General features: G+C 70.0%; 13 protein-coding genes and 4 tRNA genes. 6 read left to right on the top strand and 11 right to left on the bottom strand.

Translation table 11 applies throughout. From position 1 onward, the window contains the following. The first annotated feature begins 96 nt into the window (after positions 1-96). The gene (locus tag AN215_RS10550) at positions 97-1,620 is read left to right on the top strand and encodes a catalase (RefSeq protein ID WP_070012880.1); all 1,524 of its coding nucleotides are present in this window, start codon (positions 97-99) and stop codon (positions 1,618-1,620) included. Between the two features lie 85 nt (positions 1,621-1,705). Here AN215_RS10550 and AN215_RS10555 read toward each other — a convergent pair whose 3' ends face one another. The 11 genes from AN215_RS10555 to AN215_RS10605 all read right to left on the bottom strand — a co-directional run bounded on the left by AN215_RS10555 (position 1,706) and on the right by AN215_RS10605 (position 10,274). Continuing rightward, positions 1,706-2,218, bottom strand: coding sequence for a hypothetical protein (locus AN215_RS10555; RefSeq protein WP_070012879.1), 513 nt, complete (start codon positions 2,216-2,218; stop codon positions 1,706-1,708). Positions 2,219-2,311: 93 nt separating this feature from the next. Next, entirely contained in the window at positions 2,312-3,547 is a 1,236-nt protein-coding gene (locus tag AN215_RS10560) for a putative T7SS-secreted protein (protein WP_070012878.1), read from the bottom strand. 23 nt (positions 3,548-3,570) lie between these two features. After that, positions 3,571-3,888 carry a WXG100 family type VII secretion target gene (locus AN215_RS10565; RefSeq protein WP_070012877.1) on the bottom strand — a complete coding sequence of 106 codons (318 nt, stop codon included), beginning with the start codon at positions 3,886-3,888 and terminating at the stop codon, positions 3,571-3,573. A 275-nt stretch (positions 3,889-4,163) separates the two neighbouring features. Further along, the gene (locus AN215_RS10570; protein ID WP_070012876.1) at positions 4,164-4,877 is read right to left on the bottom strand and encodes a hypothetical protein; all 714 of its coding nucleotides are present in this window, start codon (positions 4,875-4,877) and stop codon (positions 4,164-4,166) included. Between the two features lie 375 nt (positions 4,878-5,252). Then, on the bottom strand, positions 5,253-5,564 hold the full coding sequence (locus tag AN215_RS10575; protein ID WP_070012875.1) for a DUF4333 domain-containing protein: 312 nt from the start codon (positions 5,562-5,564) through the stop codon (positions 5,253-5,255). A 414-nt stretch (positions 5,565-5,978) separates the two neighbouring features. Then, positions 5,979-6,051 (bottom strand) — tRNA-Lys (locus tag AN215_RS10580). A 78-nt stretch (positions 6,052-6,129) separates the two neighbouring features. Further along, positions 6,130-7,989 carry a DEAD/DEAH box helicase gene (locus AN215_RS10585; RefSeq protein ID WP_070013823.1) on the bottom strand — a complete coding sequence of 620 codons (1,860 nt, stop codon included), beginning with the start codon at positions 7,987-7,989 and terminating at the stop codon, positions 6,130-6,132. A 219-nt stretch (positions 7,990-8,208) separates the two neighbouring features. Beyond that, positions 8,209-8,652: a hypothetical protein gene (locus AN215_RS10590; protein ID WP_139140716.1), complete on the bottom strand. Its 444-nt coding sequence runs from the start codon at positions 8,650-8,652 to the stop codon at positions 8,209-8,211. 286 nt (positions 8,653-8,938) lie between these two features. Further along, entirely contained in the window at positions 8,939-9,313 is a 375-nt protein-coding gene (crcB, locus tag AN215_RS10595) for a fluoride efflux transporter CrcB (protein ID WP_070013822.1), read from the bottom strand. An 8-nt stretch (positions 9,314-9,321) separates the two neighbouring features. Beyond that, complete coding sequence (locus AN215_RS10600) at positions 9,322-9,780, bottom strand: fluoride efflux transporter FluC (RefSeq protein ID WP_338057920.1); 459 nt, start codon at positions 9,778-9,780, stop codon at positions 9,322-9,324. 131 nt (positions 9,781-9,911) lie between these two features. Then, complete coding sequence (locus tag AN215_RS10605) at positions 9,912-10,274, bottom strand: metallopeptidase family protein (RefSeq protein ID WP_070012873.1); 363 nt, start codon at positions 10,272-10,274, stop codon at positions 9,912-9,914. Positions 10,275-10,366: 92 nt separating this feature from the next. Here AN215_RS10605 and AN215_RS10610 point away from each other — a divergent pair, with 92 nt between their 5' ends. The 5 genes from AN215_RS10610 to AN215_RS10630 all read left to right on the top strand — a co-directional run bounded on the left by AN215_RS10610 (position 10,367) and on the right by AN215_RS10630 (position 13,798). Continuing rightward, entirely contained in the window at positions 10,367-12,067 is a 1,701-nt protein-coding gene (locus tag AN215_RS10610) for a metallophosphoesterase family protein (protein ID WP_070031146.1), read from the top strand. A gap of 86 nt (positions 12,068-12,153) precedes the next feature. Then, positions 12,154-12,226 (top strand) — tRNA-Glu (locus AN215_RS10615). A 38-nt stretch (positions 12,227-12,264) separates the two neighbouring features. After that, positions 12,265-12,339, top strand: a tRNA-Asp gene (locus AN215_RS10620). Positions 12,340-12,410: 71 nt separating this feature from the next. Then, positions 12,411-12,484 (top strand) — tRNA-Phe (locus AN215_RS10625). 81 nt (positions 12,485-12,565) lie between these two features. Further along, complete coding sequence (locus tag AN215_RS10630; protein ID WP_070008649.1) at positions 12,566-13,798, top strand: IS30 family transposase; 1,233 nt, start codon at positions 12,566-12,568, stop codon at positions 13,796-13,798. Positions 13,799-13,860 lie beyond the last annotated feature (62 nt).

Genomic DNA, 13,860 nt, shown 5'->3' on the forward strand with positions numbered 1-13,860 from the left:
AGCGGAAACCGCAGGGTTACGGCAAGCCTCCGGAGGTGCTGCGCGCGCCGGGGCTGCGGGTCCCGCCACTGGGCCCAGGTGTAAGGAGAAGCAGCGATGGCGAACGCGGACCGGAACCCGACGACGACGGATGCCGGCATTCCTGTCGAGAGCGACGAGCACTCCCTGACCGTCGGCCCCGGTGGGCCGATCCTGCTGCAGGACGCCTATCTGATCGAGCAGATGGCCCAGTTCAACCGGGAGCGGATTCCCGAACGGCAGCCCCATGCGAAGGGCAGCGGGGCGTTCGGCCACTTCCAGGTGACGAGCGACGTGAGTGCGTACACCAAGGCCGCGGTGTTCCAGCCCGGCACCAGGACCGAACTGGTGACGCGGTTCTCCACCGTGGCGGGCGAGCGGGGCAGCCCGGACACATGGCGTGACCCGCGGGGCTTCGCGGTGAAGTTCTACACCAGCGAAGGCAACTACGACATGGTCGGCAACAACACGCCGGTGTTCTTCGTCAAGGACCCGATGAAGTTCCAGCACTTCATCCGTTCGCAGAAGCGCCGTGCCGACAACAACCTGCGCGACCACGACATGCAGTGGGACTTCTGGACCCTCTCACCCGAGTCCGCTCACCAGGTCACCTGGCTGATGGGCGACCGCGGCATCCCCCGCACCTGGCGCCACATGAACGGCTACACCTCGCACACCTACATGTGGATCAACGCCGCGGGTGAGCGCTTCTGGGTCAAGTACCACTTCAAGACCGACCAGGGCATCGAGTTCTTCGACCAGCACGAAGCAGACCAGATGGCCGCCGCCGACACCGACTACCACACCCGCGACCTGTTCGAACACATCCGCGACGGCGAGTACCCGAGCTGGACGCTGTACGTGCAGGTCATGCCGTACGAGGACGCCAAGGACTACCGCTTCAACCCGTTCGACCTGACCAAGGTCTGGCCGCACGGTGACTACCCGCTGACCGAGGTCGGCAGGATGACCCTGGACCGCAACCCGACCGACAACCACGCCGAGATCGAGCAGGCCGCGTTCCAGCCGAACAATCTCGTGCCGGGCATCGGGCCGAGCCCCGACCGGATGCTGCTGGCCCGGCTCTTCTCGTACGCCGACGCACACCGCCACCGCATCGGCGGCAACTACCAGCAGCTGCCCGTCAACGCGTCGGTCGCTCCCGTGCACACCTACTCCAAGGACGGGGCGATGGCCTACCGCAAGACCACCGATCCGGTGTACGCGCCGAACTCCAAGAGCGGGCCGAGGGCGGACACGGAGCGCTACGGGACCCCGCCCAGCTGGTACACGGACGGCGAGATCACACGCGCTGCCTACGTCTCGCACGCGAAGGACGACGACTGGGGTCAGCCGGGGACGCTGGTGCGTGAGGTGATGGACGACGCCGCCCGCGACCGGCTGGTGGACAACGTCGTGGGGCACCTGCTCAACGGGGTCACGGAGCCCGTACTTCAACGGGCCTTCGAGTACTGGCGCAACATCGACACGTCCGTCGGCGCCCGGATCGAGCAGGGCGTGCGCGCCAAGCAGGACGAGAAGGGCCCGAAGGCCGAGCGCCAGGGCAACCCCGCGAGGGAAAGCATGCAGCGCAAGGCCTGACACGTCGCCGGGGCCGCGCTCTTGAGCTGAGTCCCGGGGCCGCGCTCTTGAGCTGAGGCGCGGCCCCGGGCCGGCAGCCGCCCGGCTACGTCTGAGTGGCCGGGCGGAGGGCGGCGACGAAGTCCTGGAAGTCCTCCAGGACGTCCTGGAGCTGGCTCGTCTTCGCCGTCAACGCGACCTCGATCTGCACGAGTTCACTGCGCTGCTTCTCGTTCTCCAGCACCAGGATGAACTGGCTCTGCGCGAGCTCCATCGGCTGCTCGTTGACGGCGGCCTGGATGCGCAGGTTCTGCACGATCCCAGGGGCGTCGACGAGGCCCGGCGCCGACGAGGTGCCCACCTCGGTGCGCTTGACGATGTCGACGGCGCCGACGTTCTCGCGCAGCCGCTGCACCGACTCCTCGGCGAGACGGTGCAGGCCAGGCGAGCCCTCGATGGTGTGTCCGGTGACCGTGATGTTGGGCGTGAAGCCCTGCCCCTGTGAGGCCTTGTGCAGCGCGACAAAGGCGGCGTGCGGGGCGCCGACCTTGTCCGGGGGTGCCGACTCCCAGCCTTGCGGAAGCTCGATCTCGAGCGGCACCGGAAGTGTGCCCGGCATGGTGGATCAACTCCTTGCGGTACGGATTCGACGGTACGGGAAGCGACGGGGAGGGGCCGATGGGTGGCCCCGAGCGGGGCCACACCCCGGCGGTCAGTCGAACCAGCCGCCGACCGTGTCCTTGGCGCTCGAGCCCCAGTCCCCGACCGCGTCCGCCGCGTCGCCGGCGGCATCGGTGACCTTGCCGGGGTCGATCTCGACCTCAGCGCCGAGCTTCGCGCCGACGCCGAGGCCGACGCCCAGATCGCCGCCGATGACGAACTTGCCGTCCTCCGTACGGCCAGCATCGAAGTGGGCCTCGGCTCCAGCACCGGCCCACGCCTCCGCCTCGCCACCGACGCCGACACCGGCCACCGAGGCGTGCCCCTCCGCGGTGGCCTTGGCACCGGCGAAGGCCTCGGCGCCGACATGGGCGCCGTCGGTGCCGATGGAACCCTTGGCCTTGGCCTCAGCGCCTGCGAATGCCTGGGCCTTGCCAGAGGTCTCCATCGGACCAGCCACGTACTTGCCTTCGGCCGTGGCCTGGGCGAGATAGGCCTTGCCGGACGCCTGTGCGGTGACGTTCCCGTCCCTGGCGCCCACCCCGGCGGTGCCCTGTGCGCCGAGGAGGTTGACGCCGGCCTTGCCGGAGGCCTCGCCGCCTGCGAAGTTCCCGCGGCCCCGGGCCTCAGCACCCCACGCACTGGCTTCGCCGCTGACGGAAGGACCGGCAACGCTGATGCCCGGCCCCCTGCCCTCACGCAACGCTTCCCTCTGCGCTTGCGACATGTTCTTGTGGTCGCCCCAGGCCTTGCCGTGTCGCGGGTCGGGCGCCCGCATCATCTCGGCAATCTGCATGGACGTCTTGCCCGTGTCGTCCTGCGTCGCCTCGGAGGCCCAGAAGAGCCACTCCGGTGCGTTCTTGCCGCCTCCGCCCTGCGCCTTGAACTTCTTGGCCGCCGCGTCGCCCTCCGAACGGACCTGGGAGCGCGCCGTTTCCAGCAGCTGCATGCCGCCGCTCTCGTCGCCTCCCTCATACAGCCGGACGGCTTCCCTCGCCTGTCCCTGGGCCCACTTGAGGGTTCCGGCGTAGTCCCGGAGTGCGCCTGCGGCTGCGGCCAGGGAGTCCGAGCCGCGGTGCCACCTCTTCTTCTGGCCTGAGAAGTCGTCCCAGAAGGCGTCGCTGGCCTGTCCCCGCCAGCTGGGGATGCGAACAGAGCCGAGCTTGTCCCCTATGCCGTCCAGGGTCTTCGCGTGATCGTCAAGCTTGTCCGCGTCGTCTGTCAGCTTCGACGGGTTTCCCGGTATCAGTTCGCGCGGGTTCTGGGTGTCGCCAAGTTGTGCCGTCATCGGTCCCCGTTGGTAGGTCGTCGTCAGTAGATCGGGCCAGGGCCGGCGGCCGCGGGCCCGGTGAAGTGGTTCTGTGACTGCTGCTCGGAGCGTTCGTACGACTCGGCGTTCTCCTTCAGCTTGTCCGCCGAGTTCTCCCCGTCCTCCTTCATCGGGCTCTTGATGGCTTCCGTCCAAGTGGCCATCAGCTGGCTGAACTCCGCGGCCGCGTCAGCGTGCCCGAAATCGCCGCTCGCATCTCCGAGTTCCTTGAGCTTCACCTTGTCACTGTTGTCCACGGAGTCTTTGATCTTCTTGGAAGCCGCCCGCAGTTCGGACGGCTCGACATCGAACTGGCCCATCCGCTCCCCCTGTACGTCCGAGCTCGATGCGAACTCACGCTCAGACTCTGGTTATTGAGACCCTGCCAGGGTCTCGCGTGGCTGGGATGGCCCAACATCGGCCCCCTACATCACCATGCCCCCCACCGTGAAGCTTCACATTGCGACCACAGCGTGCGCCTCAGGAAACATCCAATCGCACTGTTCGCGCTCGCCCCGCCTCGGCGACCGCAGCGGACCGCGCGGGACCGCCGCCCTGGCGGCCCCGCGCGGGAGGCACTTCGGGGAAGACTGCGCTAGAGGCGCGGAGGCTGGGCGGGCGTGCCGATCCCCAAGTGACCAGCGGCATCGGCAAGATAGTCAAGGGGCCCATCGAACGTCGCGCTGCTCAGGCCGGTCCGCGTTCGCCAAGTAATCAACTGACCGTTGTGGAGGCGCAATTCGAGCTCGGAAGCGCGACGGTCGGACGTGAGGAACTCCGCCAGGCCGCCGAACAACACCGCCCGAGCACGCTCCTCATCCTTGGAGACGATGTGGAAGTCCTTGTCGAGCTGCGGGATTCCGACCTCCATGGCCCTTCCCCGAGACACGGTGTCGAACCAGCCGTCACGGTAGATGCGCAGATCCGGCACCTCCACTCCCAGGTTCAGAGCCCAGAAGGAGTGAATGGTGACGCTGCTCGTGTCGGCACCGTCGACGTCGAGATCGGTGGAGTAGTGGCGGTATTCGAAGGCGCGGAAGCCGAATCCGCGGTGGGAGCCGGTGACGACATGGTCCCCCCCGAGACCGCTGGCCGTGATCGGCAGCGGTGATGCTCCCTGGTACGCGTCGACAAGGCCGGGCACCCCGTTCTCGTACCTCCACCCACGGCTCTCAGCGAACGACTGCAGCTCTGCGTACGTCTCTCGGGCCTCGCGCTTCTTCCGGGCCTTGCGCCGGAACACCCAGAACACGAGCGCTCCTACGGCAACCCACCACAGCAGGATCAGGACAGCTTGAATTCCACTCATGGCGCCAGCATCCCCCACGCCCCTTCGCGGGCCAACCGCCCCCGCACTCGTGCACAGTCTGCGCCCTGGGATCACACATCTTCCCGCATGTCCCGTCCGGGCGGCGGAGGACCCATCGCGTATCGCGTCGAGGCTCCCCCGCTTCCTGGGACTAGCCCGGAGCGGTACATCGGCGGAGGATCACGTTGTGGACAGGCGGCCGGAGCAATCCCGAACACAGGCTGAAGAAACGGAGTTCACGCTCGTCGTCGACAAGGAGTATCCGTGGCGGTCGTGGCGCGCGCCTGGCGGTAACCGCCTGGCCCCCGATCCCGGCGGAAGGTCCGGGGAGCGGGGGCCCTGATCTGCCTCAGGCGGCGGTCTGCCTCAGGAGACCTACTGGTCGGCCTTTATGTCGTAGTTGATCTTGTCGCCGTCGACGGAGGTGACCTTGACGGTCACGCCGAGGCTGCTGCCGTCGCTCGCGGTGAGCTTGCAGCGCATCGAGGTGCCGACCTTGCCGACGAGGTCCTCGGGGCAGGTCACGTCCGGCTTCGGCTGGCCCGTCTGCGCGGCGAGCTTCTCGGCCACGGTGTCCGCCACCTTGTCCTTGGGCATCTTCGCCTCCGACGAGCAGCCGACCAGCAGCGCTCCGGCGGCTGCGGCGGCGAGGCCCCAAGTGGCGAAGGAAGAGAAGGACTTGGGCATGGGGTGGACTCCGTTCCAGGCATGAGGACCACGAGGGTCGGAAGATGACAGTCGTCGGGATGATTATCTATCAGCCCGAGTTGCCGGTCCGGCCGGGTCTTCACAGGCTCCCGCCCCCGCCCGCGAACGATCTTCACCTGCTTGCTTCCCGCCCCGGGCAGCCCCTTCCTCACAGTCGCGGAACTCGTTGCCGGGCAAGGGGTGTTGCCGTGTCTGCCGCCGCGCCCGACGCGGTTGGCCGGCGCCCCGCCGCACACGCAGGCCCCACCGAGCCGAGGGCGGCCAGAAGCCATTCACCCCGGCTTACCCGGACCGAACCGCACAGACCAGGGCACAGCTGAAACGCAAAACCCTGGCCGACGGAAAACCGTCAGCCAGGGCCAGGAGGAAAGTGCTCGTGCAATGACAATTCGGTAGGCCGTGAGGGACTCGAACCCTCAACCAATGGATTAAAAGTCCACTGCTCTGCCAATTGAGCTAACGGCCCGCCCCCGCAGCATAGCCCGGCGGACCGCCGGGCTTCGAAGGCATCGGCCTTCGTGCTGGGGAGTCGTACGGGCCCGCGTCAGCCGTTGCGCTTCCATCGCGGCTTGTCGGCCCGGCGGTCGAACGAGCGGCCACCCGTGCGGTGATCGTCACGGCGGCCGTACGGGCGCCGGTCGTCGTGCGAGCGGGTGTCCCGCCCGTACGACGACGCCGGGCGGCGGTCGTCGCGCCGGAACCCGCCACGGTCGCCGTCGCGCCGCTCGCGGTTGTACGACGGGCGGCCCTCGCCGCGGTCACGCGGACGGTCCCGGTCGCCGTTCCTGTCACGCTCGCGCCCACGGTTGTACGCCGGACGGCCGCCGTCGCGCCGGTCGCGGTCGCCGCCGCGCTCGTTGCGATCGTCGCGCTTCCCGTCGCGGCGCTGGTCGCGCTGCTCACGCTGGTCCCGCTGCTCACGGTCGCGCTGCTCGCGCTCCTCGCGGCGCTGCTCCCGGCGCAGCTCGCGCTGCACCGCCTCCTCCACCTCAGCGGTGAGCGCCGCGGAGGCCTCCGCGACGGCCACCTCCGGGTCGTCACCGCGCTCGCGCGCCGCGCGCGCCGTCAACCGCTCGGACTCCTCACGGAGTTCGGCCGCACGCTGCTGCGCGCGCTCCAGCTGACGGCTGAGCTTGGCCGCCTCACGCTCGGCCTGCTTCGCGGCGTTGGCCGTCGAGTCGGCCTGTACCTCGGTCAGCGACCGGGCACCCGTGATCCGCGTCACTTCCTCGTCGAAGACGTCGCCCCGCCCGATGATGTGCCGCGAGGCGTCGACGCCCGCGTCCTCCATCAGCCGGAAGATCTGCCGCCGCTGGTGCGGCAGCGCCAGCGAGACGACCGTGCCGGACAGCCCCGCCCGTGCCGTACGGCCGGACCGGTGCAGGTAGTCCTTGTGATCGCCGGCCGGGTCCACGTTCAGCACCAGGTCGATGTTGTCGACGTGGATGCCGCGGGCCGCGACGTCCGTCGCGACCAGCACGTTGACCTTGCCGTCCTTGAAGTCCGCCATCGTGCGCGTACGGGCGCCCTGCGTCATGCCGCCGTGCAGCGCGTCCGCGCCGACGCCGCCCTCACGCAACTGCTCGGCGACCCGGTCGGCGCCCAGCTGCGTACGTACGAAGATGATCGTGCGGCCCTTGCGCGAGGCGATCGCGCTGGTCACGGGCGCCTTGTCGCGCGGCTTCACCACCAGCACGTGGTGGCTCATGGTCGTGACCGCGCCCTGTGCGGCGTCGACCTCGTGCACGACGGGCGTGACCAGGTAGCGGCGTACGAGGGTGTCGATCTCCTTCTCCATCGTCGCGGAGAAGAGCATCCGCTGGCCGCCCTCGGGGAGCTGGTCCATCAGCTCGGTGACCTCGGGCATGAAGCCCAGGTCGGACATCTGGTCGGCCTCGTCGAGGATCGCCACCTCGACGTCCTGCAGGGAGCAGGAGCCCCGCCCGATCAGGTCGCGCAGGCGGCCGGGGGTGGCGACGAGGATGTCGACGCCGCGCTCCAGGGCGGTGATCTGGTTCGCCATGGACGTGCCGCCGCAGACGACCTTGAGCTTCAGACCGAGCACGTCACCGTACGGCTGGAGCGCGTCGGAGACCTGCATGGCCAGCTCGCGGGTGGGCGTGAGGATGACGCCGCGGGGGCGCTTGCGCTCGGTGCGCGCGCCGGCGAGACCGGTCAGCAGCGGCAGCCCGAACGAGAGGGTCTTGCCGGAGCCGGTGCGGCCGCGGCCGAGGATGTCCTTGCCCTGCAGCGCGTCCGGGATGGTCGCGGCCTGGATGGGGAAGGGGATGGTGACGCCGTTCTGCGCGAGCTTGCGCACCACGGGCTCGGGGAGCCCGAGATCGGCGAAGGTGACGGTGTCCTCGTCCTCAGGCAGGACAGCGTCGATCGAGGCAACAGACATGCGAAATGCGAACCTTCCGGAGTTCAGCAGCACGCGCCCAGACTCCGTGAATTCGCAAACGACCGCCTCTATGCGGTCAGCCACGGCTGAGAGAAACGCGCCACGCGGCGCGCTCTGCAGGGCGCCGGGCAAATGGGATCAAACGATCAACCAGCATACGCACCCCGCGGGCCGCCGCGCAAATGAGATCCAGAACGGTACACGGCCTCGCTCGCGGGACTATCCGCTGGTGGGCGGCGTCGGCGTCGGCGTCGGCGGGTTCTGGTCGCTGGGAGTGGGCTTCGGCACACTCGGCTTCGGCGGGGCGGGCGGACGGTCAGGCCGCGGGGGCCGCTGTGGCCGCGGCCGCCCGGGCTTGTCCGGGGATTCCTGGCCGCGGCCCGAACTGTGCTGCCCCGAACCGGACTTGGCGTCATCCTCGCCCCGCCGGTCCTTGCCGTCGCGCTTCCCCCGGCCGTCCCGGTCCTTGTCGTCCGCGCCACCGCGCTTCCGCGCCCTGGCGCCGTCGCCGCTTCCGGAGCCGTCGCCGGCGTGCGCGCGTTCGCCGTGCCGCACGCTGCCGCCGACTCCGCCCTCCGGCATCCGGGCACCGGCGCCCGCGCTCGCTCCGGAGGACGAGGACCCGCGCGGTGCGCGGCCGTCGCCGTCGCCGTGCACCGTCATGCATCCCTGCAGCGCCGCGAGCATCAGCGCGCAGGCGGCCGTACGGGCGGCACCGCGGACGGCACGGGCGGCCCGGACAGAGCTCGCGACGCGAACGCCTTTGCGTACGCCCGCAGTCGGGCGGGCCGGGGCGGTGAGACGTACACGGACACCGGCCCCTGAGCGGGAGCGGGAGCGGGACCGGGAACGGGCAGGGGAACGGGACGAGCGCACGGCGGGGACCTCCAGGCGCGGGAAACGGCAAGCCGGGCAAGCGCCCTGCTCAACTGCCGCGCCACTCGACAGGTCACGCCAACACGCCGCGCGCGAGAGCGAGTCCGGCGAAGACGGCTCCGAGACCGACCAGCACCGACCCGCCCGCGTTCGCCAACGCCGAGGCCACGCGGCCGCGTTCGGCGAGCCGCAGCGTCTCGTACGAGAACGTCGAATACGTCGTCAGCGCCCCGCACAGCCCCGTACCGAGCAGCGCCACCAGCCGCGAACCGGCCGCGCCCGAGACCGAGGCCCCCGTCACCAGTCCCAGCAGCAGACAGCCCACCGCGTTGACCGTGAAAGTGCCCCAGGGGAAGACCGATTCGTGCCGCGCCTGCACCGCGCGGTCCGTCAGATACCGCAGGGGCGCGCCCACCGCGCCGCCCGCCGCCACCAGCAGCCAGGTCACCGGCGTCGTCACCGCGTCACCGCCCCCTCGCGCACCGCCAAGAGCGCACGCGTGGCCGCCGCTCCGGCCCACACCGCGGCGAGGGCGCCCAGCAGCGTCCCGGCGAGATACGCGACGGCGGCCGGCACGGCACGCGGCCCGGACTCCAGCAGATGCGCCGCGTCGAGCGCGTACGCCGAGAAGGTCGTGAAGCCTCCCAGCACACCGACGCCCAGGAACGGCCGCAGCAGCGCGGGGGCGCGGGCGTCGCGCCCGCCCTCGCCGATCAGTGCCATCAGCACTCCGATAAGGGCGCAGCCGGAGAGGTTCACGGCGAAGATCCCCCACGGGAAACCGGCCGTGCCGCGAGCGGGCAGCCACAGCGTGACCGCGAGGCGGGCGACGGCACCCAGCGCGCCACCGGCGGCGACGGCGGCGAGCACGGCCGACCCGCGCCGTCCGGCGGTCTCGGCCCGCTGCGCGGCCACGTGCAGATCGACGTCGGGATCGACGGGATCGCCACCGGGTCCGCTGTGTCCGCCGGGTCCACCGGGTCCGTCCGGGCGGCCGTCACCGCCGGGTCCCCGTCCAGGTCCCCGTCCGGGCCCCCGTCTGGAACTCATCCGTACCCCAGTTCGTGCAGCCGCTCGTCGTCGATGCCGAAGTGGTGCGCGATCTCGTGCACGACGGTCACCTCGACCTCCGAGACGACTCCCTCCCGGCCGCCGTCCTCGCCGTCCACCATCCGCAGCGTCGGACCCCGGTAGATCGTGATCCTGTCCGGCAGCACGCCCGCGTACCACTCGCCCCGCTCGGTCAGCGGCGTGCCCTCGTAGAGGCCCAGCAGCTCCGGGTCCTCGGCGGGCGGCTCGTCCTCGACGAAGACCGCGACGTTGTCCATCAGCCTCGTCAGCTCCGGCGGAATGCGGTCCAGCGCCTCGGCCACCAGCTCCTCGAAGTCCTCGCGCGTCATCTCCAGCACCCGGCCATTGTCGGCCAACCGGCTTCCCCCGTGCACGACCGGTCTCCGGGACTCCCGCATAGGTGCCTGCTCGTGCGGGCATAGGGGGCCTCATGGCCCGCGATGCCAGGAAGCCCCGTAAACCGCTCGCTCTGCCGCAATGGGTACGCAAACTGCCCGTCCCGCACCGCCTCCGAGGAGCCCGTTCCAGCCGGGCGACGGCGCCGCCCGGGGGCACCCCGGACACCCCGGACGTCCCGGAGTTCCCGGGCACGCTGGTCCCCGGCCCCCGCCCGTACGTACGTGCGCTCGGCCTCATCGCGACCACCCTCGCCGGCGCCTGGCTCGGCCTCCTGATCGTGGGCAGCATCGACGCGCCCGTGGGCCCGATGGACACCAAGATGGCGCTGCGTCCCGCCCTCACGGGCGGCACGAAGATCAACGTCTCGCCGCTGGGCGCCCTCGAACTGCGCAGCCACACCGCACCCCTGCGCCTCGACGTGGACGTCGACCAGCTCGACCAGGAGCGCGCCTCTGCGCTCGTCGACCATCCGGAGCGCCTGGAGGGACTCGAGAGCGAGATCACCTCCGACGTGAAGGCGGGCACCGGCGACCTCGCGCTGCGCTCCGCGGTGGCCGTCGTCGTCGGAGCCGGCGCACTCGGCCTCGCCGTGTACCGGCGCCCGCGCCGCGCGGCCCTCGCGGGCGGCCTCGCGCTCGCGCTGCTGGCGGCCTCCGGGGCGACGGCGTGCGCGACGTGGAACCCGAAGTCCGTACTCGAACCGAAGTTCTCGGGACTGCTGGCCGGCGCACCCTCGGTCGTCGGCAACGCGCGCAGCATCGTCACCGAGTTCGACATCTACCAGCGTGAACTGGCCCGCCTCGTCACCAATGTGACCAAGCTCTACGAGGCGACCTCCACCCTCCCCGCGTACCAGCCGGACCCCTCCACGACCCGCGTCCTGCACGTCTCGGACATCCACCTCAACCCGGCCGCCTGGCAGATCATCAAGTCGCTCGTGGAGCAGTACGAGATCGACGCGATCATCGACACGGGCGACACGATGGACCACGGCACCTCGGCCGAGAACGGCTTCCTGGAGCCGGTGACCGACCTCGGAGCCCCGTACGTCTGGGTGCGCGGCAACCACGACTCGGACAAGACCCAGAAGGCGTTCGAGGAGATGGGGGAGGAGGAGGGCAGCAACGTCCACGTCCTCGACGACGGCGTGCCCCTCAACGTGGCCGGTCTGCGCCTCGCCGGCTGGGGCGACCCGCAGTTCACGCCGGACCGCTCCGTCAAACCCGAGGGCGACCCTCGGGAACGGAGGGACGGGCGGCGGCTGGCTCTCGCGCTCCGCGCCCAGAAGGCTGCCGGAACACCCGTCGACATCGCCGTCGCCCACAACCCCGTCCTGGCGAAGGAGACCGACGGCCTCGTGCCGCTGGCCCTCGCAGGCCACACCCATCAGCGCAGCAACGAGCTGCTGCCGCGTGACACCCGGCTGATGATCGAGGGCTCGACGGGCGGCGGCGGCCTGCGCGCGGTGGAGAAGGAGGAACCGCAGAAGGTCTCGGCGTCCGTCCTCTACCTCGACCGCGACGACGGAGGGCTGCAGGCATGGGACGAGATCACCCTCGGCGGGCTCGGCCTGACGACGGCGGAGGTCACCCGTCACCTCGCCGACGAGCCCGGCTCCTCCCCCTCGCCCTCCCCGAGTACGACGGGTCCGGGGTCCCCGTCTCCCGGACCGGCGTCCGGCTCCCCCGGGCCGACGCCCGCCGCGTCGCCGGGGCCGGCGAACTCCCCGTAACCGTTTTGGCGAACGCTCCTGCTATCCCATATGCTTCTCACGTCCCCGACGCGCTGACTCACCGGAAGCGCCCAGGTGGGCCATCAGCCCTCATCGTCTAGTGGCCCAGGACGCCGCCCTTTCAAGGCGGTAGCACGGGTTCGAATCCCGTTGGGGGCACGCACCACCTGTGCGAGACTTGTGCTCGCACGATGCTTGGTCCTGTGGAGCAGTTTGGAGTGCTCGCCACCCTGTCAAGGTGGAGGCCGCGGGTTCAAATCCCGTCAGGACCGCTTCTCTCAGGATGCGGATGCTTCGCCTCCTGAGGGGTACGCCCCGACTGGGGGTTTCGCCCCCGGACCCGGGCTGGGTAGCTCAGTTGGTACGAGCGTCCGCCTGAAAAGCGGAAGGTCGCCGGTTCGACCCCGGCCCCAGCCACAGTCGCTGAACAGCGACAAGCCCCCGTCGAGTCATCTTGAGTTCTAGTGGTCGTTGCAACACCCCAGTTCAAGGGGTGCGATGGACTTCGAGATCCGGGCGGACCGGCATCAGAAGGGGCGCCGTCTGACGCGTGAGCGGGCGGCATACTTCCGGCTCATGGAGCAGGGCTACAGCAGCAGAGAGGCCTGCCGGATCGTCGGCATCAACTTGCGGACCGGCAAGAGATGGCGCAACGGCTGGCATGCGCCGCCTACAGGGAAGCCGAAGCCTCCGATCCATGTCGAGGCTTCGGCTTCCGGCTCCTCGCGCTACCTCCAGGAGAAGGACCGCATCCACATAGCCGACCGGTTGAGGGAGAACGCCTCGATCCGGCAGATTGCCACCGAGCTGGACCGCAGCCCGTCCACGATCAGTCGAGAAGTACGCCGTAACGGCATGCCGTTACGCGGGGACGCGTCTTGCTGGGTCTACCGCCCGCATGCCGCCCATCGCCGAGCCGAACAGCGGCGCCCGCGTCCCAAGCCCGGCAAGATCGGGCAGAACTCGCAGCTGCGTGACTTCATCCAGGACCACCTCACGCTGCGATGGAGCCCGGAACAGATCTGCCACGCTCTGCGTGCACGCTTTCCCGACCGGCCGGAGATGCACGTGACGCACGAGACCATCTACCAGGCCCTCTACGTCCAGGGCCGCGGAGAACTCCGCCGCGAGCTGACCCGAGCCCTGCGAACCGGTCGCGCACGGCGCCGGCCCCACCGACAGTCCTACAAGCGCCAGCCCCGCAGCATCCCGAACATGGTGATGATCAGCGATCGTCCCGCTGAGGCCGCCGACCGGGCCGTTCCCGGCCACTGGGAGGGCGACCTCATCATCGGCAAGGATCACAAGTCCTCGATCGGCACCCTCGTGGAGCGAGCCACCCGCTACGTCCTGCTCGTCCACCTGCCGGCCGGTCACAGCGCGGGCAACACCCGAGACGCGCTGGCCGAGACCGTGAAGGACCTGCCGCCGCACCTGCGGAAGTCTCTGACCTGGGACCAGGGCTCGGAGATGGCCGCCCACCAGGCATTCACCATCGCCACCGACATCCCCGTCTACTTCTGTAACCCCGGCAGCCCCTGGCAGCGCGGCTCGAACGAGAACACCAACGGCCTGCTGCGACAGTACTTCCCGAAAGGAACAGACCTGTCCGTCCACACCCGAGACCACCTGGACGCCGTCGCAGCCGAACTCAACAGCCGCCCACGCAAAACGCTCGGCTGGGAAACCCCAGCCGAGCGCCTCGCTAAGCTCCTGGCAACAGCCAGTTGATCACTTGTGTTGCAACGACCCCTCGAATTCGCCTCACTGGGCGGGGGCTTCTGCGTGCCGGA

This window comes from Streptomyces abyssalis (assembly GCF_001751365.1).
GTDB lineage: Bacteria > Actinomycetota > Actinomycetes > Streptomycetales > Streptomycetaceae > Streptomyces > Streptomyces abyssalis.

Coding starts and splice junctions, on each gene's coding strand:
- AN215_RS10610 (WP_070031146.1), top strand. CDS start 10,367: ATGGCCCGCGATGCCAGGAAGCCCCGTAAACCGCTCGCTCTGCCGCAA.
- AN215_RS10575 (WP_070012875.1), bottom strand. CDS start 5,564: ATGCCCAAGTCCTTCTCTTCCTTCGCCACTTGGGGCCTCGCCGCCGCA.
- AN215_RS10630 (WP_070008649.1), top strand. CDS start 12,566: ATGGACTTCGAGATCCGGGCGGACCGGCATCAGAAGGGGCGCCGTCTG.
- AN215_RS10590 (WP_139140716.1), bottom strand. CDS start 8,652: ATGACGGTGCACGGCGACGGCGACGGCCGCGCACCGCGCGGGTCCTCG.
- AN215_RS10560 (WP_070012878.1), bottom strand. CDS start 3,547: ATGACGGCACAACTTGGCGACACCCAGAACCCGCGCGAACTGATACCG.
- AN215_RS10585 (WP_070013823.1), bottom strand. CDS start 7,989: ATGTCTGTTGCCTCGATCGACGCTGTCCTGCCTGAGGACGAGGACACC.
- AN215_RS10565 (WP_070012877.1), bottom strand. CDS start 3,888: ATGGGCCAGTTCGATGTCGAGCCGTCCGAACTGCGGGCGGCTTCCAAG.
- AN215_RS10555 (WP_070012879.1), bottom strand. CDS start 2,218: ATGCCGGGCACACTTCCGGTGCCGCTCGAGATCGAGCTTCCGCAAGGC.
- AN215_RS10570 (WP_070012876.1), bottom strand. CDS start 4,877: ATGAGTGGAATTCAAGCTGTCCTGATCCTGCTGTGGTGGGTTGCCGTA.
- AN215_RS10550 (WP_070012880.1), top strand. CDS start 97: ATGGCGAACGCGGACCGGAACCCGACGACGACGGATGCCGGCATTCCT.